The sequence below is a fragment of the Roseicella aerolata genome, from assembly GCF_020523605.1.
Taxonomy (GTDB): Bacteria; Pseudomonadota; Alphaproteobacteria; order Acetobacterales; family Acetobacteraceae; genus Paracraurococcus; species Paracraurococcus aerolatus.
In genome coordinates this window covers 99,787-117,252 of record NZ_JAJAQI010000018.1, presented here as the reverse complement: position 1 = coordinate 117,252, position 17,466 = coordinate 99,787, and the positions used below count along the sequence as shown (strand labels likewise).

The window sequence follows — 17,466 nt, the reverse complement described above, 5'->3', positions numbered from 1 at the left end:
CCTACGGCTTCCTCGTGGCCGAGCGCTGCCTTTTCCCCCCTCAATCCCGCTTCACCGCGCGGCGGCTCAAGACACCTGCGCTATCCAAAGGCTTCCAGCCGCGCGGTGCCGGTCCGGCCTGAGCGCCACGTGCCGCACTCAATCGCCAGCATTCGCCGCCGCCTCACCGTCGGCCTTGTCCACCTCCTCCCGCGCTGCCCCTGCTGCCTGCAGAAACAGCGTATACGGCCAAGAAGCAAGTGACACAGTAAGAATAGGAAGGCGGTCAGGAGGATGTCGGCGACAGCGGCCCCGGATCTGGCGGCGCTCGAGGAAAAGGCGGCGGAGGCGGCACGGTTGCTGCGGCTGCTGGCCAATGAGCGGCGCCTGCTGGTGCTCTGCCACCTCGCCGGCGCGGGGGAGATGACGGTGGGGAGGCTGGCGGAGGCGGTTGGCCTCTCCCAGCCGGCCCTCTCCCAGCACCTCGCCCTGCTGCGCGAGGACGGGCTGGTGGCGACCCGGCGCGCGGCGCAGGCGGTGTTCTACCGCTTGGCCGACCCCAGGGCCGCCTGCCTGCTCGGCCTGTTGCGCGACCTCTACTGCCCGCCCGAGGCCTGACACGCGGAAGGACACACCGATGCTGAAGACCATCACCCCGGAAGAGGCCGCCCGCCTGCTGGAGCAGGGCGCGACCCTGGTCGATGTGCGTGAGCCCGACGAGCATGCCCGCGCCCGCATCCCCGGCGCCCGCAACCTGCCGCTCTCCCGGCTGGAGGAGGCGGAGCTTGCCGTGCATCAGGGCAGGCCGGTGCTGTTCCACTGCCGCTCCGGCGCCCGCACCCAGGGCAGTGCCCAGCGCCTTGCCGCCAAGGCCGGCGCCTGCGAGGCCTTTGTGGTCGCGGGCGGGCTGGAGGCCTGGCAGCGCGCCGGCCTGCCGGTGGCCGAGGATCGCCGCCAGCCGCTCGAATTGATGCGCCAGGTGCAGATCGCCGCCGGCGCGCTGGTGCTGCTTGGCGTGCTGCTCGGCGCTCTCGTGGCGCCGGCCTTCTACGCGCTCTCGGCCTTCGTCGGCGCCGGGCTGGTCTTTGCCGGCCTGACCGGCACCTGCGGCATGGCCCGCCTGCTGCGGCTGATGCCCTGGAACCGCGCGATGGCGGCGGGCTGACGGACGCCGGGGGAGGGGGGCAGACGCCATGACCGCCACGCTTTCGGGACTGCAGATGCTGCTCGGCGGCGCCTCCGGCACGCTGGTCGGCTTCACCCTCGGCCTGGTCGGCGGCGGCGGCTCGATCCTGGCCGTGCCGCTGCTGGTCTATCTGGTCGGGGTGCCGGGCGCGCATCTGGCGATCGGCACCAGCGCCGTCGCGGTCGCGGCCAATGCCGCGGCCAGCCTCGCCGGCCATGCCCGCGCCGGCCATGTGCGCTGGCCCTGCGCGAGCGTCTTCGCCGCGGCGGGCGTGGCCGGCGCCTTCGCCGGCTCGGCGCTCGGGCGGAGCGTGGACGGGCAGGCGCTGCTCGCCGCCTTCGCCGTGCTGATGCTGGTGGTTGCCGGGCTGATGCTGCGGCGGAAGGACAGCGGGGTGGACCGGGTGGTGCGGCTGAACCGCGGCAACGCGCCGGCGCTCATCGGCACCGGCCTCGCGGTCGGGGCGCTCTCGGGCTTCTTCGGCATCGGCGGCGGCTTCCTGATCGTCCCCGGCCTGGTCTTCGCCACGGGGATGCCGATGCTGCAGGCGATCGGAACCTCCCTGGTCGCGGTCACCGCCTTCGGCCTGACCACCGCCGGCACCTATGCCGCCGCCGGGCTGGTGGACTGGCCGCTGGCCGGGCTGTTCATCCTGGGCGGCCTGCTCGGCAGCATCCTCGGCGGCCGCGTGGCGCGCCACCTCGCGCGGCGGCGCGGCGCGCTCACCCGGGTCTTCGCCGGGCTGATCATCCTCGTCGCCCTCTACATGCTGGCCCGCAGCCTCGGCCTGATCGGCTGAGCCGCGGCGGGGCGGCCGGGCGCCTGCACCCGCCGCAGCGCCGCCTTCACCGCGCCATCGCGCGGCGTGGGCTTTCCGCGGCCCCGCCGCCCGCCGCGGTGGAGGTCACCGCCAGGGCGGCACCGCCATGGGCGGAACGGGCGCGGGCATGGGCCGGCCTTCTCCCCGGCCCGGCCCCGCCCGCCCGCGTCCTGACGGTCGCGCGAGCCCACGGAGGGCCTCTCACGCGGCGCTGATTCAGATCAAGGCTGCCATGCCGATTCTCCCCTGTAGGGTGGGGCGGCGGAGGACGGCAGGCTGGCGGTCGCCACCGCGCGCGGCCCCCGGACAGCCGCGCCGACCCATGCGGCCCGCCCGCGCGTCATGCGGGAGCGGCCGGCGCCAGGACAGGAGGAACGACGCCCATGCGTGCCAGGGATCTGATGTCCACCGAGGTGGTGACCGTACCGCCGGAGACGCCCCTCGCCGCCCTGGCGCGGCTGCTCGCCGACCGAGGCATCTCGGCCGTGCCTGTCCTGGAGCCGGGTGGCGCTGTCGCCGGCATCGTCACCGAGGCGGACCTGGTCCGCCGCCTCGCCGGCGCGGAGGAACGCCCGCGCGGCTGGTTCGGCACTCTCCTCGCCAGCGCGCCGGAGGATGCCGACCGCTATGCGAGGACCCATGGCACCAGGGTGCGGGACGTGATGACCACCGACCTCGTCTCGGTGGGGGAGGAGGCGACGGCGGAGGAGATCGCGCGGCTGATGGAGGAGCGGCGCGTCAAGCGGGTGCTGGTGCTGCGCGAGGGGCGGCTCATCGGCATCGTCTCCCGTGCCGACCTGCTGGAGGCGATGCTGGCGCCGCCCGAGACGCCGGAGGGCGGCGCCGAGGATGCGCGCCTCCGCCGTGCCGTCCAGGCGGCGATGGCCGGGCAGTCCTGGGCCAGGCCCTATTTCGTCTGGCCAACGGTCGAGAAGGGCGTGGTGACCTTCCACGGCTTCTGCGGCGCGCCGGAGGTCACGCGGGCCCTGCGGGTGCTGGCGGAGGAGATTCCCGGCGTCCGTGGCGTGGAGATGCGGATCGAGGCGCCGCCGCCTGCGCTGTTCGGCGCGGCGTGAGCCGAAGGCCGGGGCGGCGGACCGGGCGCGGCCACACCACCGCCCCAAGGCCGCGGCACGGCGTTCCGACCCGCGACGCAGGCGGGTGTCAGCAGAAGCGCGCCTCCACATCGGTGGAGGAGCGCTGGCCGATGGCTTCGAAATGCCGCGCCAGGAAATCCTCCGCCCTGTCCGCGCCAAGCGCGAAGAGGTGCCGCAGGAAGCCGTGGTCGGCATTCAGCCTGGAGGACGGGTGCAGGGCGGAGAGCTCGGCCTCCGCCTCGATCGTGTGGATGAACAGGCGCGTGTAGCGCGTGCCGTCGAGATGGCCCTGGTCGATCAGCTCCGTCACGAAGCGGATCATCCGCATCTCCCGCATCAGGGAGGAGTTGAAGGCAAGCGTGTTCACGCGGTCGAGGATGGACCGCATGTCGCGCGGCACCTCCGGGATGTTGATGGGGTTGAGCTGCACGATCAGGATGTCGGGGCAGCCGCCCATGTAGATCAGCGGGAAGATCGGCGGGTTGCCGGAAAAGCCGCCATCCCAGTACCAGCTCCCCTCCACCTCCACCGCCTGGAAGAGCTGCGGCAGGCAGGCCGAGGCCATGACCGCGGCCGGCGTCATCTCCGCCCGCCCGAAGACGCGCAGCCGGCCGTTCAGCACATTGGTGGCGCAGACGAAGGCCGCCGGGGCCGGCGCCGCCCGCAGCCGCGCGAAATCGACGACGGAGCCGAGCAGCCCGACCAGCGGGTTCCGGTTCATCGGGTTGAGCTGGTAGGGCGAGAAGATCTTCATCATCAGGTCGGCCAGCTGCCAGCCCGGCGAGAGGGCCATGTTCCCCGGCCCGAGCCACCGGTCCAGCAGGGATGGCTGGAGGGGCGAGGCGCGGGCGAGGTCCGAGACACCCTGCCAGAAGGCGGCCAGGCTCCGCCGCGCCTCCTCCCGGCCGCCGGCCGCGAGGCCGTCGGCCAGCACCGCGGTGTTCATCGCGCCGGCGCTGGTGCCGACGACTCCCTCGATCTCGATCCGGGGATCGCGCAGCAGCCGGTCCAGCACGCCCCAGGTGAAGGCGCCATGCGCGCCGGCGCCCTGCAGCGCCAGCTTGATGCGCTTGGCGGGCGCGGCCGCGGGTTCGGCCATGCCGGCGCCCGGCCGGCGGTGGCGGGCAGGCCGGGGCGCGCTGCGCCGCCCCCTGGCGCCGCCCGCCCCGGATGAGGCGCCGGCGCCCGCCGGGGTCAGGATGCCGCAGCTTCGGACCATGCCCATGCCCTCAGGCCATGGGCGATGTTCCTCCGGCCCCGCCGCTCCCGGCAGCCACGTCTCCGTGCGCCGGAGCACCTCTGCGGCCGGGAGGGTGACGCGCGCGGCGCTGCTGCCCCGGGCTCGGATCGCGGCAGGGCGCGCGGGAATGACCCGCAGCGGGCGAGGCGGGGCAGGTCGGGTCGGTGCACGCCAGGGCCGGCCGCTTGCCTCGGCCCCGGCCGGCAGGGTGCGCCGGAGGCCAGGCGGGGCGGCCACACCGCCCCGCCGCCCCCTACCGGGGCTGCACGGTCGGATCGCCGCCGGGTGTCCCGGGCGGCGGGATGACCGGCGTGGTGCCGGGGCTCGGGTCCGGGACCGTGCCGCGGTGGATGCCCGGATCGACCTCGCCGCGCGGGCGGATGACCCCGCGGGCGATGCCGCCGCGCTCATGGCTCTCGACCGTGTCGTCACCCGTCGGCCCGCCCCCGGCCCGGTCGCGCGGCGATGGCGCGGGGGCCTGTGGCCTGGCCGGGGCGGCCTCGGGCGGCGCGGCGCGGGAGGTGTCCGGCGCCGGCGCCGCGCCCGGCTGGGCCGCGGCCACCCCGGATCCGGCCGCGCAGCCCAGCGCCACGGCCAGGGCGAGGAGCGGATGCCGCGGCGGGCGCAGCCTCATGCCCCCGGCCCCGAGCGCGGCCCGCCGGTCTGCGAGTGCTGGCCGCCCGGGCGCGAGATGCCCGCCATCGCCTCCCCGGCCGGCCGCGGGCCCTCGCCCATGGCGATGTCGCCGAGCGAGAGGATGCCGACCAGGCGCTTGTCGCGGTTCACCACCGGCAGGCGGTGGACCTGGATGTCGCCCATGTTGCGCGCCACCTGCTCGACCTCCTCGTCCTCGAAGCAGTACTTCACCTCGGGGGTCATCACCTCGCGCACCGGCGTGTCCGGGCCCTTGCCCTGCGCCACGGCCCGCACCGCGATGTCGCGGTCCGTCACCATGCCCACCAGCCGGTCACCCTGGCTGACCGGCAGCGCGCCGGCATCGATCTCGGCCATGGTGCGGGCGACCTCGCGGATGCTGTCATCCGGGCTCGCCAGGCGCGGATTGCGCGTCATCTTGTCGCTGACCTTCATCCTCAACCTCCTCCTTCCCGGAGTTCCCCGCCGGACATCCGGCATCGGGCCGCCTATGCGCGCGCCGCGCCCTGCGCGGGCGGCAGGTCCTCGAGCGGCCAGATCTCGCGGACCTGCTGCGGCAAGGCGCCGGCCACCTTCAGCACCTGGCCGCGGTCGAGATGGCGCGAGAGCGTGCGGAGCACCGCGCGCGTGGCATCCCCCGGATCCACCGGCCGGACGCCGCCGAGCTTGTCGGCGATGCCGGCCAGGAACTCGTCGAGTCCGCGCATGCGCTCCGGCTTCCCCGCGGGATGCCACTGGTCGTAGTAGACGCCGCGCACGAGCAGCGGCAGCTGCGCGCCGAGATGGACGGCCAGCTCGAGCGGCACGCGATCGCGCAGCGTGCGCAGCACGGCCGAGAGCACGTGCCAAGCCAGCTGCCGGTCGGGGCCGATCTCGGCCATGATCTCGTCGAGCCAGATATTGGTCGTCTGCAGCGTCTTGTCCCAGACCTCGAGTCCGGTGGCTGCCATGACGTCCTCCCCTTGTCCGTCCGACAACAGCACCCGGGCCGCCGGCATGACGATGCGGCTGCCACGCCGTGGCGGCCGAGGGACCCAGAGCAACGCCGGGGGGCGGCGACGGTTCTTGCCGGCGGCAAAAGAGCCGTGGCCGCCCGGCCTGCGGCGGCATCGTGCGACGGCGGGAGCGTCGGCGCCGCATCACGCCGCAGGCGCGACCGGCGGTCCGGCAAGGCGGCAGCGGAAGGATCCTGCGCCGCGACCCCGCCCGCGCCGATGCGGGCGGCGGGCCTGCCTTCCCGGCCGCGGGCGCTGTCCGGCGGCGCAGGCGTCACGCGAAGCGTGGCGGGGATCACCCCGCCGCGCGTCGCCCACGCCCGGCCGCCTGTGTGGCGCGGAAGCGGCGCCGCAGGGCGGCGGGGAGGGCATCCAGCTACCCTCACGTCCAGGCGCGGAACCGAAACCGGACAAGGGCCGGATCGTTCTTCCGCCACCCCCGGCATGGGCCGGGCAATGACGAATGGACGGAGTGATCGCCATGAAATCCCGTCTTTCCCTTACCCTGCTGACCACCGCCGCGGTGCTGGCGACCGGCCCGGTCCTCGCGCAGCAGCGCGACGGCACGCCCGGCAACCCGCCGAGCACCGAGACCGGCCGCGCCGTGGACCGTGCGCAGGGGCAGGTTCCGCGGCCGGACGGCACCCCCGGCAATCCACCGGGCACCGCGGCGGGGCGCGCCGTCGACCGCACGCTCGACACCAACATCAGCGGCGCCAACCCGCAGGGCACCGCCGGCCCGGCCGGCACCGCCGCGGCAGGCGCGACCGCTGGCACGACCGCCGCGGATACGACCGTGATGCGCGACGGCCTGCGCGCCAGCAAGCTGGTCGGCTCGAATGTCTACAATGAGGAAAACGAGAGCATCGGCGAGATCGATGACCTGCTCATCGCCCGCCAGGGCGGCGGCCAGCCCGTCGCGGTGCTCTCGGTCGGCGGCTTCCTCGGCATCGGCGCGAAGCGCGTGGCCATCCCCTTCGAGCGGCTGCAATACAATGCCGAGCGTGATCGCTGGACGCTGCCGGGCGCGACCAAGGACAGCCTGAGGGAGCGGCCGAGCTTCGCCTATAGCGACGACCGCCGCGGCGGCCCGCGCGACACGGCGACCGGCGCACCCGACGACACGGCGCGGCGCGGCACCATGGGCGGCGGCCCCGCCACGACCGATCGGCCCGCAGCGGCCCCGCCCGCGACGCCGGCCCCGGCGCGCTGAGGCGAGGCACCCCCGGGCGGGATCGCCCGGGGGCATGAACCGGCTCTGCCGCCGATGCGCGACGGCGGAGCGGCATCCGGATGGCGGGGGCCGGGTGCGGCCCTTGCCCCTGGCCCTGCGCCGGGCCGCGGGATGACCGCGAGCGACTCGGGGCCGCTGGCCCGGTCGCCGAGGCGCCGCAGGGCCTTCGCGGCACCGTGGGGCGTGACTGCCGGGCATTCCGGGGCAGGCTTGCCCAGGATACCAGCCCGGGCGGCGGCCACGGGTCACGCGGTGCCCCGCCGGGGAGGCACGGCTTCGGTCAAGCATGAAATATCAAGCCTTTCCGGCATTGCGCGCGCACGGTGCCCCGCGCCGGCAGTGTTGCGGCGGCGCGTCAGGCGCCAGGATCATGGCGGTGCACCGGCCCGCGGGCCGGGATAACGGATGCGCGATCCGTCGGGCGGCGGTTAGGGTGGCGCCAGTGTCGGCAGGAACCAGGGCATATTGCCTTGCATCAGTCTCGCGCCCGTGATTCCTGGGCGCGACCGACCTAGGAGGGACCCCATGTCGAGCACGACCACCACGAAGCCCGCGACCAAGGCTGCGCCCACCACCACGCTGAAGCAGCTGGCCGCCGGCCTCGCCGAGACGCACGACCTGCCGAAGAAGACTGCCGAGGCGGTGCTGAACGGCCTCGTCTCCGAGGTGATGAAGCGCCTGCAGGCCGGCGAGAAGGTTCGCCTCACCGGGCTTGGGGTGCTGCAGGTGAAGAAGCGCGCGGCGCGGACCGGCCGCAATCCGGCGACCGGCGCCGAGATCCAGATCCCGGAGAGCAAGAAGCTCGCCTTCACCGCCGCGAAGGAGGCGAAGGAGGCGATCTGAGCCAGCTCCCCCTCCGAGAAGGGGGATCGGCCTGCCCGCCTGATCCGATGCCGCCGGGCGCGTCCCGGCCCCGAGCACCGGTGACAGCGGATCGACGTCCGGGACCGGATGTCGATCCGCTGAAATTCCCTGTTAAGGCCGGGGCATGCGTCCCGGGCGTTCATGCCCGCCCGCCCGCCCGCGCTCCGCTCCGGGCCCTATCGCCGCCCGATCGCCCCGGCCAGGTCGCGCTCCAGGCTGGTGAGCGCCGCGGCCAGCGCCTCGCTCATCGCCGCCGCGGCCTCCGCCGCGACCACGCGCCCATCCGCCCGGGGGCCGCCGGGCAGGGACGCCGTGCCCTCCGCCAGGAACTGCCCCAGCACCCGGCTTCCCCCCGTGCCGTCCGTCAGCAGCAGCGCGGAAAGCGAGGCGCGGGCCATGCCCGCCGCCGGCTCGGCCTGCAGGGCGGTCAGCTCGCCTTCCAGGATCAGCTCGGGGCGGAGGCGGGAGCCGGGGGCGGTGACGGCGGTGAAGCGGCCGCTCGCCAGCAGCCAGCGGCGCAGCGCCTCCTCCACCAGGTCGGCGGGCGGCGCCGTCCATTCCGCCCAGAATTCCACCGTCACCTCGCCCCGCGGGCCGAGGATGCGCAGGCCCCGCTGGTCCATCCCTGGCGCCGCCCGCAGGGTGCGCAGCAGCAGCACCGGCCCGCGCCGGGCCGGGGCCGGGGAGGGCGGCCGCTCCGGCGCCAGGGCGAAGCGCTGGGCCGGTTGGTAGGGGCGGTCGGGCAGGACGGTGCAGGCCGGCAGCCCGGCCGCCAGCAGGAGCAGTCCGCGACGGGTCATGGCATGCCTCCGGCCGGCAGGCGGGCCGGCGCCGGGGAGTGGCGGCGGCAGGGGTGGCGTGGGCGGGCCGGTCTCATCGGCGGCCCGCCGGGGGCGCCGGCGGCGGCGCGCCGAAGATCGCCTGGGACGGGTAGCGGCGGAGCTGCTCGGTCGTGTCGCGCAGGTTGGCGACCGCGGCGCGCAGGTCCCGCAGGATCGGTGCCAGCTCCGCCTGGATGTCGGTGCTGACGCTGCGGGCGGTGCGCAGCGAGGCATCGAGGGTGTTCACGCTGCCCGGCAGCCGGGCGGCGACGGCGCGCAGCTCGGCCGTCGCCGCGGCGGCATTCGCCAGGACCTGCGCGATCTCCCGGCTGGCCAGCAGCCGGCGGGCATCCGCCGCGGTGCCGCGCAGCTCGGCCGCGGTGCCGGCCAGGTCGGCTTCCTGCGTCGCGGCGCGCAGCACCCGCATCAGCTCGGCCGCCTCCCGCAGCGTGACCGCTAGGTCGCCATCCTTCACCTGGCCGCGGAGATCGGCGACCAGGCCGATGACATTGTCCAGCAGCGCGGGCAGGTCCACCGCCTGCAGCCGCTCCAGCAGCTGTTCCGCGGCGCCCTGCACCTGCGCGACGGTGGAGGGGACGGCGGGCACATAGGGGAAGCGCGGCTCCCAGGGCACCGGCCGCGGCGGGAAGCGCACGGGGTCCACGAAATCGAGCTCCAGATAGTTCACCCCGGTGATGCCCTGCGCCGCGATCCGCACGCGCAGGCCGATCCGGATCGCATCCTCCAGGCTCAGTGTCTCGCCGATGCGCGCATTGTCCACGGCGAAGCGGATATAGACGAGCTGGAAGGCGGCGCCGTAGGGGTCGCCCTGCGGCCGGCGGTACTCGGCCGAGACCAGGCCGATCTCGGAGACGCGGCCGATGCTGACGCCGCGGTAGCGGACCGGCGCCCCCACCTCCAGCCCCTGCACGGATTCGCGGCTGTAGGTCTCGAATTGCTGGTTGCTGCCGGTCAGGCGGTCGGCGGTGAGGAACAGGATGAAGCCGATGCCGAGCGCGAGGCCGACCAGCACCAGCGCGCCGACGCGCAGATAGAGTCCACGGGCCTGCGGCATGGCTAGGCCCGCCCCGCCTGGCGCCGGCGATGCGCGGCGGCCGCGCTCACGCCATCACCTCGCGCCGGAAGAAGGCTCGCACCACGGGGTTGTCGCTCTCCTCGCGCAGCCGGCGGGGGTCGCCCTCGGCGATCATGCCCTTAGCCTCCTTGTCCAGCATGATGCAACGATCGCCGATCGCCAGGATCGACTGCAGCTCATGCGTCACCACCACGAAGGTGGTGCCGAGCTCACGCGCCAATTGCCGGATCAGCGCATCCAGCCCGGCCGAGGTGATGGGATCGAGGCCCGCCGAGGGCTCGTCGAGGAAGAGGATCGGCGGGTCGAGCGCCATGGCGCGGGCGATGCCGGCGCGCTTGGCCATGCCGCCCGAGATCTCGGCGGGCAGCCTGAGCGCCGCATCCGAGAGCCCGACCAGGCCGAGCTTGACGCGCGCCACCAGCGCCCGCGCCTCGGCCGGCAGGTCCGTATGCTCCTCCAGGGGCACCTCGATGTTCTCGGCCAGCGTCGAGGAGCCGAAGAGCGCGCCCGACTGCCACATGACGCCGATCCGCTGAAGCAGCGCCTGGCGCGCCGCGCCCTCCAGCCCCTCGATGCGCTGGCCGAGGATCTCGATGCTGCCCTCGGCCGGTTCGTAGAGGCCGATCATGTGCTTCAGCAGCGTGGACTTGCCGCAGCCGGAGCCGCCGAGGATGACGAAGACCTCGCCGCGGCGGACATCGAAGGAGACCTTCTCGAAGATCGTCCGCCCGTCGAATCGCGCCGCGAGGTCGCGCACGCGGATCACCGCCTCGGCGCCGTTGCTGCCGTCCATCGCTACCAGCCCAGCCGGAAGAAGAGCACGGCGAAGATGCCGTCGAGCAGCACGATGGAGACGATGCCGCCCACCACCGCCGCCGTCGCCGCATCGCCCACCGCCCGCGGGCCGCGCCCGGCGCCGAGCCCGGCGCGGCAGCCGACCAGGCCGATGGCGAGGCCGAAGGCCGCTGCCTTGGCGAGGCCGCCCACCAGGTCGCCGAGCCCCACCCAGGTCTGGAGCTGGTTGACCACGGCGATGGGCGGGAAGCCGAGCGTCATCATCACCGCCGTCATGCCGAGCAGGCCCGAGAGGTCCATCAGCAGCGCCAGCACCGGCATGACCAGCATGGCCGCCAGCAGCCGCGGCAGCACCAGCCAGGCGATGGGGTCGATGCCCATGATGCGCAGCGCGTCGATCTCCTCGTTCACCGTCATGGTGCCGAGCTCGGCGGCATAGGCGGAGCCGGTGCGGCCGGCCAGGATCACGGCGGCCATCAGCGGCCCCAGCTCCCGCAGCAGGGAGATGCCGACGAGGTTCGGGATGAAGATCTCCGCCCCGAACTGCCGCATGGGGATGGAGGACTGGAAGGCGAGGATCAGGCCGATCAGGAAGCCGAGCATGACCGTCAGCCCGAAGGCTCGCAGCCCCGCCTCATCGAGATGCCGCAGCACCTCGGACAGGCGCAGCCGCCAGGGGCGGCGGAGGGTGCCCAGGCCGGCGACCAGCGCCTCCCCCAGGAAGGCGACCTGGCCCAGCATGCCCTGGCCGCGCAGCACCGTGGCGTGGCCGATCCGGCCGAGGAAGGGCAGGGGGGCGGGCGGGTGCGGCTCGGGCCGCGAGAGCGCCTCCCGCGTCCGGTCCAGCATGGCCTGCAGCGGGCCGGCGGGCAGGCCCTGCCAGCGTGCCGCCCCGGCCTCCCGCTCCAGCCGCAGCAGCAGCACGGCGCCGGCGGTATCGAGCGTGGTGAGGCCGGCGAGGTCCAGCACCAGGGGATTCGCGCCGCGCGCCGCGCGCAGCGCCTCCGGCCAGAGCCGGGCGGCGGCGGCGGTGTCGAGCGCGCCGCGGAAGGCGAGGCGCCGGCCACCGCCCTCCGGCATCGCTTCGAGCGTCGCTGCCGCCTTGCCGCCTGTGCTCACGGTGCCGGTCCCGCCGCCTCCCGGGGAGCCGCCCCGAGGGCATGGAACAGCACCGCGGCGGCGGCCGCAACATTGAGGCTCTCGACCAGGCCGCTGCCCGGCAGGGTGAGCCGGGCCTCGCAGGCCTCCAGCGTCGGCGGCGGCAGGCCCTGCTCCTCATTGCCGAGCACCAGGGCGATGGGCCGGTCGCGCGGGATCGCCTCGGGCGGCGCGCCGCCGGCGGCGACGGCCGCGACGGTCAGGAACCGGCTGCGCATGCCCTTCAGCAGGATGGGCAGGTCGCGCGCCCGCAGCACCTCCAGATGCTCCAGCCCGCCCTCCGCGGTGCGGAAGGCGGCGTCCGAGAGATCGGCCTGGCGCTGGTCGCCCGAGAGCAGCAGCGCCCGGGCGCCGAAGAAGGCGGCGGAGCGGGCAATGGCGCCGAGATTGTGCGGGTTGCCGATCCCGTCCAGCACCGGCAGCAGCCGGGCCTCCGGCAGCTTCGGCGGCAGGGCGTGGCCCGGCAGCGGCTCGGCGAAGCGGGCGACCGCGACGGCGCAGACGCCGCCATGATGGGTGGTGCCGGCGATGCGGGCGAGCTCCTGCGGGTCCACCTCCCGGTAGGGGCGGCGGGTGCGGGCCAGATGCTGGCAGAGGGGGCCGACCATCCGGCGCCGCTCCTCCGTATAGAACAGCCGCAGGACGGATTGCGGGCGGCGGAGGAAGAGGGCGCGCACCGGCGCCGCGCCGCAGATGCGGTTCGGCTCCGGCGGCCGGGGGAGGAAGGGCGCGTCAGACGGGCTCGGCATGCGGCGTTATAGGCATTGCCGCCGATGTTGGCACGGGCGCGGCCCGGGCAAGCGCCGGTTGCTTGCGGCGGGCAACGAAGTGCAACGCGGCCGCCCGGACCGGGGGCGCCTCAGCACATCGCCAGCGCCACCAGCACCCGCGCGGCGATCAGGGAGGAGACGCGGGCATTGCTCTCCACCGTCGCGCCGGCGATGTGCGGCGTCAGGATCAGCCGCGGCGCCCCGGCGAGGGGCGAGCCGGCCGGCAGCGGCTCCGTCTCGAACACATCCAGCGCGGCGCCGCCCAGCCGGCCGGCCCGGAGCGCCGCAGCCAGCGCCGCCTCCTCCACCACCCCGCCGCGGGAGGCATTGACCAGCACCGCATCCGGCTTCATCCGGGCGAGCTGCTCGGCCGCGATCAGCCCGCGCGTCGCTTCGGTCAGCGGCACATGCAGCGTCACCGCATCGGCCCGCGCCAGCAGCTCCTCCAGCGGGACCATTTCGGTCCGCATCTCCTCCCACAGGGAATGGCTGGCGGGCAGCAGGGGGTCATGGCCCAGGATGCGCATGCGGAAGGCGTCGGCGAGCTTGGCGACGCGCCGCCCGATATCGCCGAAGCCGATGATGCCGAGCGTCTTGCCGCCCATCTCCCGGCCGGTGATCAGCCGTTCCCGCGGCCAGGCGCCGGCGGCGACTTCCTCCGTGGCGTGGAAGGCGCCGCGCAGGAGCTGGCCGATGGCGAGGATGACGTATTCCGCCACCGAATCGGCATTGGCGCCGGAAGCCGGGATGACATCGATCTGCCGCTGCCGGCAGGCCGCGAGGTCGATGTTGTAGAGCCCGACGCCGAGACGGCCGAGCACCCGCAGTTCCGGCGCCGCGCCGAGCAGCGCGGCATCCACCCGGGTGCGGTTGCGGACGATCAGCGCCTGGGCGCTGGCGAGGGCGGCGTGCAGCGCCTCCGGCTTCTCGCACAGCCTGGGGTCGTAGAGGGTGGGGCGGGCGGCGCGCAGGGATTCGACCGCGGCCTCCTCCATGAATTCGGCGATGACGATCTGGCCCATGCCGTGGCTGTCCTGCCTCTCCGGCCCAGCGCTCGGGGCGGGGCCGGCGTTCCCATCCAGTCTTGCATATAGGCTGACAGGCGGGCCGGGGCACAGCATTGACGTGCAGCCTGCGCCCGGTTTCGCGCGGGAGTGGCAGGCGGGAGCGGTGGAGCAGGGTCGGCTGCGACACGGACGGCAGCGCCGGGGGCGGTGCGGCAACCAGGCTGCGTGGCGGCACGAATCGCACCCTGTGCGCCCCCGGAAGCCGGGCGTGACGCGCGTCGCAGCCGGTCGCACCGCGACCGGCAGCCGCACCCTGTCCGGGACGCGCGTCGCAGCCGGTCGCACCGCGACCGGCAGCCGCACCCTGTCCGGGACGCGCGGCGCAGCCGATCGCACCGCGACCGGCAGCCGCATCCTGCCCTGGACGCGCGGCGCAGCCGATCGCTACGCGACCGGCAGCCGCACGATGAACCGCGCCCCCAGCACCTTCCCGCTGGCGTCGCGGCGGTTCTCGGCGGCGATGCGGCCGCGCAGCCCCTCCACGATCTGCCGGCAGATCGAGAGGCCGAGGCCGGAATGCTGGCCGAATCGCTCGCCACTCGGGCGCTCGGAATAGAAGCGCTCGAAGATGTGCTCCAGCTTCTGCTCCGGGATGCCGGGGCCCTCATCCTCCACCACCACCTCGACCAGCGACCCGGCCGGGCGGGCGCGGACCGTCACCCTGCCGTTCGCCGGGCTGAAGGAGATCGCGTTGCCCAGCAGGTTGCGGAAGACCTGCACCAGCCGGCCCTCGACGCCGCGCACCACCAGGCCGCCCGCCGGTGCCTCCAGCACCACATGCGGGTCGTCCTCCTTGCGCGTGGCCTCGTGCAGCTCGGCCAGGGTCGAGAGGATCGGCGCGACATCCACCGGGACGGCCGCGGTGCGCGACAGCTCCGCATCGACGCGGGAGCTGTCGGAGATGTCGGCGATCAGCCGGTCCATGCGCACCGCGTCGTCGGCGATGATCGCCAGCAGGCGCTTCTGCTGCTCGGGGTTCTCGATCCGGCGCAGGGTCTCGATGGCGCTGCGCACGCTGGTCAGCGGGTTGCGCAGCTCATGCGCCACATCGGCCGCGAAGCGTTCATTGGTGTCGATCCGGGCCCAGAGGGCGCGGGCGGCGGATTGCAGGTCGCGCGCCAGGATGCCGATCTCGTCCTCCCGTCGCAGCAGCGTGGCGGGGACGCTGCCGCTGCGCCCCTCGCCCTGGCGCATGGCGGCGGCGGAGCCGGCGAGCTGCATGATCGGGCTGGCCAGGGTCTGCGCGAGGTAGAAGGAGAGGGCGACGGTCAGCGCCAGTGCCACGCCGAAGATGCCGAGCACGCTGGCGCGGATCTCGAAGAGCCGCCGGTCCACCTCCCGCGCCTCGCGCGTCAGCAGCACGATGCCGACGGACTGGTTGCCGCGCCGCGCCGGCTCGGCCAGCGAGACCAGCAGCCGGCCATCCGCGGTGCGGCGGATATAGGGCGTCACGCCCCCCTCCAGCGCCAGGCGCAGCTCCTCCCGCCGGTCGGGGCCGAGATCGGGCTGCCAGTCGAAGGAGGGGGCGTCCGGGTTCACGTCGATATCGACATTCTGCCGGCCGCCGCGCGGCAGCAGCCCCAGCACCCGGTCATAGAGGCCGGCGATGGTGAGGGAGAAGGCGCCGCGCGGCTCGGGCGGGGCGAGGGGTTCCGTGACCACCGCCCCGCCCGCGCCTTCCCGCACCCGGCTGTCGGCGACGACGAGGCCGGTATTGTCGAAGAGCCGGGCCTGGGTGTTGGGGGAGGGATCGACCAGGCGGCGCAGCAGCGGCCGGGCCTGCTCCGGCACCAGCACGGCGCGATCGTCCTGCAGGCGCGTCGCCGCCTCGGCGATGGCGCCGGCATAGATGCGGGCCTGGGTGCGCATCGCCTCCACCTCGGCCGCCAGCAGCCCGTTCTGGTACTGGTCCAGGTAGAGCATGGCCGCCGCCAGCAGCGCCGGCGGCAGGATGTTCAGCAGCAGGATCCGCCGCAGCAGGGGGGAGACCCAGCGGCGGCGCGGCGGCGCGGTGGCGACGGAGGTCGGGTCGGGCGGCAGGCCGACATCGGGCATGGGGGGTCCTGAGGTCACACCGGGTGTAGGCCCCCCGGGGGGCGCAGGCCATCTTGTCCCGGCGACCGGGCTCCGCCGGGCGGGCAGCGGCCCGCTCAGCTTTCCTTGTAGCGGTAGCCGATGCCGTAGAGCGTCTCGATATGCGCGAAGTCCGGATCGGCCTGGCGGAACTTCTTGCGCACCCGCTTCACATGCGAATCGATCGTCCGGTCATCGACATAGATGTTCTCGCCATAGGCGGCGTCGATGAGCTGGTCGCGGTTCTTCACCATGCCCGGCCGCAGGGCCAGCGCCTTCACCAGCAGGAACTCGGTCACCGTGAGCTGGATGTCGTGGCCCTTCCAGACGCAGGTGTGCTTGGTCTCGTCCAGCACCAGGTCGCCACGGACGATGACGCCGCCGGCGGGCGTGCCGCTGCCCTCGGCGCGGCTCGCCTCGTTCCGCCGCAGCAGGGCGCGGATGCGCTCGAGCAGCAGGCGCTGGCTGAAGGGCTTGGTGATGTAGTCGTCGGCGCCGAGGCGGAGGCCCATCAGCTCGTCCACCTCCTCATCCTTGCTGGTCAGGAAGACCACCGGCATGGCGCTGCGCTGGCGCAGGCGCTGCAGCAGCTCCATCCCGTCCATGCGGGGCATCTTGATGTCGAGCACGGCGAGGTCGGCCGGCCGGGCCAGCAGGCCCTGCAGCGCGCTTTCCCCATCCGTATAGGTGCGCACCTGGAATCCCTCCTGCTCCAGCGTCATGGAGACGGAGGTCAGGATGTTGCGGTCGTCATCCACCAGGGCGATCGTGGCAGGCATGGTGCTCTCCGCCGGGGGCGGCCCCGGTCCTCGTGCAGGCAGTGATGGCGCCAATATGGTACGGGATTGTGGCGCAACCCGGACGGGAGCGAGATGGTGAGCGACAACCCGGCTTTCGAGGCGCGGCGGCTGATCCGCGGCGCGGCATCGGCCACCCTGGCCACCCAGCAGGAGGGGCAACCCTTCGCGAGCCTGGTCACCCCGGCCACCGCCCCGGACCTCTCCCCCCTGCTGCTGCTCTCCTCCCTGTCCGAGCATACCCGGCATCTGCGGGCGGAGCCGCGCTGCGCCCTGCTCTTCCAGGGGCTGCCGGCCGAGGTCAACCCGCAGACCGCGCCGCGCGTGACCCTGACCGGGCTTGCCTCTCCCGTGCCGGAGGCGGAGGTCCCGGCGCTCAAGGCCCGGTTCCTGGCGAAGCACCCCTATGCCGCGCTCTATGCCGATTTCGGGGACTTCGCGCTTTGGCGCGTCGCCCTGGGCGGCGCGCTGCTGGTCGGCGGATTCGCCCGGGCGCTCAGGCTGCGCGTCTCGGACCTCCGGCCCGACCCGGCCGCGACCGCCGCCGTCGCGGCGGCCGAGGCCGACATCATCGCCCATATGAACGAGGACCATGCCGATGCCGTGGCGGCGATCGCCATGGGCCTGCTGGGCGGCCCGGCCGGGCCCTGGCGGATGGCGGCGGTGGATCCGGACGGGGCCGATCTCGGGCTTAACGATAAGGTGCTCCGCCTCTCCTTCGCCGCCCCGGTGGCGGGGCCGGATGGGGTCCGCGCCGAATTGATTCGTGCGACGCGGGAAGCCCGGTCACGATTGGCATGACTCCAGGTTGCAATTCGGC

The 17,466-nt window shown here is 74.3% G+C and carries 19 protein-coding genes; 7 read left to right on the top strand and 12 right to left on the bottom strand.

Annotation, left to right across the window (positions count from 1 at the left end; genetic code table 11):
• Window positions 1–273: 273 nt before the first annotated feature.
• From LHA35_RS13645 to LHA35_RS13630, 4 genes are all read left to right on the top strand, one after another.
• A complete protein-coding gene (locus LHA35_RS13645) occupies window positions 274–597 on the top strand; it encodes an ArsR/SmtB family transcription factor (protein WP_226608825.1) in 324 nt (107 codons plus the stop codon).
• 19 nt (window positions 598–616) lie between these two features.
• On the top strand, window positions 617–1,144 hold the full coding sequence (locus LHA35_RS13640; protein WP_226608824.1) for a rhodanese-like domain-containing protein: 528 nt from the start codon (window positions 617–619) through the stop codon (window positions 1,142–1,144).
• A 28-nt stretch (window positions 1,145–1,172) separates the two neighbouring features.
• Window positions 1,173–1,964, top strand: coding sequence for a sulfite exporter TauE/SafE family protein (locus LHA35_RS13635; protein ID WP_226608823.1), 792 nt, complete (start codon window positions 1,173–1,175; stop codon window positions 1,962–1,964).
• A gap of 404 nt (window positions 1,965–2,368) precedes the next feature.
• A complete protein-coding gene (locus tag LHA35_RS13630; protein WP_226608822.1) occupies window positions 2,369–3,061 on the top strand; it encodes a CBS domain-containing protein in 693 nt (230 codons plus the stop codon).
• Between the two features lie 88 nt (window positions 3,062–3,149).
• Here the strand turns inward: LHA35_RS13630 and LHA35_RS13625 are convergent, their stop codons facing one another.
• From LHA35_RS13625 to LHA35_RS13610, 4 genes are all read right to left on the bottom strand, one after another.
• A complete protein-coding gene (locus tag LHA35_RS13625; RefSeq protein ID WP_226608821.1) occupies window positions 3,150–4,181 on the bottom strand; it encodes a patatin-like phospholipase family protein in 1,032 nt (343 codons plus the stop codon).
• A 394-nt stretch (window positions 4,182–4,575) separates the two neighbouring features.
• Window positions 4,576–4,956 carry a hypothetical protein gene (locus tag LHA35_RS13620; RefSeq protein WP_226608820.1) on the bottom strand — a complete coding sequence of 127 codons (381 nt, stop codon included), beginning with the start codon at window positions 4,954–4,956 and terminating at the stop codon, window positions 4,576–4,578.
• A complete protein-coding gene (locus tag LHA35_RS13615) occupies window positions 4,953–5,411 on the bottom strand; it encodes a CBS domain-containing protein (protein ID WP_226608819.1) in 459 nt (152 codons plus the stop codon). The genes LHA35_RS13620 and LHA35_RS13615 overlap by 4 nt, the downstream gene beginning before the upstream one ends.
• A gap of 53 nt (window positions 5,412–5,464) precedes the next feature.
• On the bottom strand, window positions 5,465–5,926 hold the full coding sequence (locus LHA35_RS13610; RefSeq protein WP_226608818.1) for a DUF2267 domain-containing protein: 462 nt from the start codon (window positions 5,924–5,926) through the stop codon (window positions 5,465–5,467).
• 526 nt (window positions 5,927–6,452) lie between these two features.
• On the opposite strand from LHA35_RS13610, the gene LHA35_RS13605 reads away from it, so the two are divergent.
• Together LHA35_RS13605 and LHA35_RS13600 are read left to right on the top strand one after the other, a co-directional pair.
• Window positions 6,453–7,184 (top strand): PRC-barrel domain-containing protein, encoded by a 732-nt coding sequence (locus tag LHA35_RS13605; protein WP_226608817.1) that lies wholly within the window; start codon window positions 6,453–6,455, stop codon window positions 7,182–7,184.
• A gap of 546 nt (window positions 7,185–7,730) precedes the next feature.
• Window positions 7,731–8,048: an HU family DNA-binding protein gene (locus tag LHA35_RS13600; protein ID WP_226608816.1), complete on the top strand. Its 318-nt coding sequence runs from the start codon at window positions 7,731–7,733 to the stop codon at window positions 8,046–8,048.
• Window positions 8,049–8,245: 197 nt separating this feature from the next.
• On the opposite strand, the gene LHA35_RS13595 is transcribed toward LHA35_RS13600, so the two are convergent.
• The 8 genes from LHA35_RS13595 to LHA35_RS13560 form a co-directional block, all read right to left on the bottom strand.
• The gene (locus LHA35_RS13595; RefSeq protein ID WP_226608815.1) at window positions 8,246–8,869 is read right to left on the bottom strand and encodes an ABC-type transport auxiliary lipoprotein family protein; all 624 of its coding nucleotides are present in this window, start codon (window positions 8,867–8,869) and stop codon (window positions 8,246–8,248) included.
• 73 nt (window positions 8,870–8,942) lie between these two features.
• Window positions 8,943–9,965: an MlaD family protein gene (locus LHA35_RS13590; protein ID WP_226608814.1), complete on the bottom strand. Its 1,023-nt coding sequence runs from the start codon at window positions 9,963–9,965 to the stop codon at window positions 8,943–8,945.
• A gap of 46 nt (window positions 9,966–10,011) precedes the next feature.
• Complete coding sequence (locus LHA35_RS13585; protein WP_226608813.1) at window positions 10,012–10,779, bottom strand: ABC transporter ATP-binding protein; 768 nt, start codon at window positions 10,777–10,779, stop codon at window positions 10,012–10,014.
• 2 nt (window positions 10,780–10,781) lie between these two features.
• Window positions 10,782–11,900 carry an ABC transporter permease gene (locus LHA35_RS13580; RefSeq protein WP_226608812.1) on the bottom strand — a complete coding sequence of 373 codons (1,119 nt, stop codon included), beginning with the start codon at window positions 11,898–11,900 and terminating at the stop codon, window positions 10,782–10,784.
• Entirely contained in the window at window positions 11,897–12,688 is a 792-nt protein-coding gene (locus LHA35_RS13575; protein ID WP_226608811.1) for a TrmH family RNA methyltransferase, read from the bottom strand. The genes LHA35_RS13580 and LHA35_RS13575 overlap by 4 nt, the downstream gene beginning before the upstream one ends.
• 110 nt (window positions 12,689–12,798) lie before the next feature.
• Window positions 12,799–13,731, bottom strand: a complete 933-nt coding sequence (locus LHA35_RS13570; protein ID WP_226608810.1) for an NAD(P)-dependent oxidoreductase — start codon at window positions 13,729–13,731, stop codon at window positions 12,799–12,801.
• A gap of 429 nt (window positions 13,732–14,160) precedes the next feature.
• Window positions 14,161–15,831: a stimulus-sensing domain-containing protein gene (locus tag LHA35_RS13565; RefSeq protein WP_226608809.1), complete on the bottom strand. Its 1,671-nt coding sequence runs from the start codon at window positions 15,829–15,831 to the stop codon at window positions 14,161–14,163.
• Window positions 15,832–15,926: 95 nt separating this feature from the next.
• Window positions 15,927–16,628, bottom strand: coding sequence for a response regulator transcription factor (locus tag LHA35_RS13560; protein WP_226608808.1), 702 nt, complete (start codon window positions 16,626–16,628; stop codon window positions 15,927–15,929).
• Between the two features lie 96 nt (window positions 16,629–16,724).
• On the opposite strand from LHA35_RS13560, the gene LHA35_RS13555 reads away from it, so the two are divergent.
• Window positions 16,725–17,447, top strand: a complete 723-nt coding sequence (locus LHA35_RS13555; RefSeq protein WP_226608807.1) for a HugZ family pyridoxamine 5'-phosphate oxidase — start codon at window positions 16,725–16,727, stop codon at window positions 17,445–17,447.
• The last annotated feature ends 19 nt before the right edge of the window (window positions 17,448–17,466 follow it).

What these genes read in the sequence shown, in the direction of transcription:
- LHA35_RS13645 (WP_226608825.1), top strand. Translation starts at nt 274, where the DNA reads ATGTCGGCGACAGCGGCCCCGGATCTGGCGGCGCTCGAGGAAAAGGCG.
- LHA35_RS13640 (WP_226608824.1), top strand. Translation starts at nt 617, where the DNA reads ATGCTGAAGACCATCACCCCGGAAGAGGCCGCCCGCCTGCTGGAGCAG.
- LHA35_RS13635 (WP_226608823.1), top strand. Translation starts at nt 1,173, where the DNA reads ATGACCGCCACGCTTTCGGGACTGCAGATGCTGCTCGGCGGCGCCTCC.
- LHA35_RS13630 (WP_226608822.1), top strand. Translation starts at nt 2,369, where the DNA reads ATGCGTGCCAGGGATCTGATGTCCACCGAGGTGGTGACCGTACCGCCG.
- LHA35_RS13625 (WP_226608821.1), bottom strand. Translation starts at nt 4,181, where the DNA reads ATGGCCGAACCCGCGGCCGCGCCCGCCAAGCGCATCAAGCTGGCGCTG.
- LHA35_RS13620 (WP_226608820.1), bottom strand. Translation starts at nt 4,956, where the DNA reads ATGAGGCTGCGCCCGCCGCGGCATCCGCTCCTCGCCCTGGCCGTGGCG.
- LHA35_RS13615 (WP_226608819.1), bottom strand. Translation starts at nt 5,411, where the DNA reads ATGAAGGTCAGCGACAAGATGACGCGCAATCCGCGCCTGGCGAGCCCG.
- LHA35_RS13610 (WP_226608818.1), bottom strand. Translation starts at nt 5,926, where the DNA reads ATGGCAGCCACCGGACTCGAGGTCTGGGACAAGACGCTGCAGACGACC.
- LHA35_RS13605 (WP_226608817.1), top strand. Translation starts at nt 6,453, where the DNA reads ATGAAATCCCGTCTTTCCCTTACCCTGCTGACCACCGCCGCGGTGCTG.
- LHA35_RS13600 (WP_226608816.1), top strand. Translation starts at nt 7,731, where the DNA reads ATGTCGAGCACGACCACCACGAAGCCCGCGACCAAGGCTGCGCCCACC.
- LHA35_RS13595 (WP_226608815.1), bottom strand. Translation starts at nt 8,869, where the DNA reads ATGACCCGTCGCGGACTGCTCCTGCTGGCGGCCGGGCTGCCGGCCTGC.
- LHA35_RS13590 (WP_226608814.1), bottom strand. Translation starts at nt 9,965, where the DNA reads ATGCCGCAGGCCCGTGGACTCTATCTGCGCGTCGGCGCGCTGGTGCTG.
- LHA35_RS13585 (WP_226608813.1), bottom strand. Translation starts at nt 10,779, where the DNA reads ATGGACGGCAGCAACGGCGCCGAGGCGGTGATCCGCGTGCGCGACCTC.
- LHA35_RS13575 (WP_226608811.1), bottom strand. Translation starts at nt 12,688, where the DNA reads ATGCCGAGCCCGTCTGACGCGCCCTTCCTCCCCCGGCCGCCGGAGCCG.
- LHA35_RS13570 (WP_226608810.1), bottom strand. Translation starts at nt 13,731, where the DNA reads ATGGGCCAGATCGTCATCGCCGAATTCATGGAGGAGGCCGCGGTCGAA.
- LHA35_RS13565 (WP_226608809.1), bottom strand. Translation starts at nt 15,831, where the DNA reads ATGCCCGATGTCGGCCTGCCGCCCGACCCGACCTCCGTCGCCACCGCG.
- LHA35_RS13560 (WP_226608808.1), bottom strand. Translation starts at nt 16,628, where the DNA reads ATGCCTGCCACGATCGCCCTGGTGGATGACGACCGCAACATCCTGACC.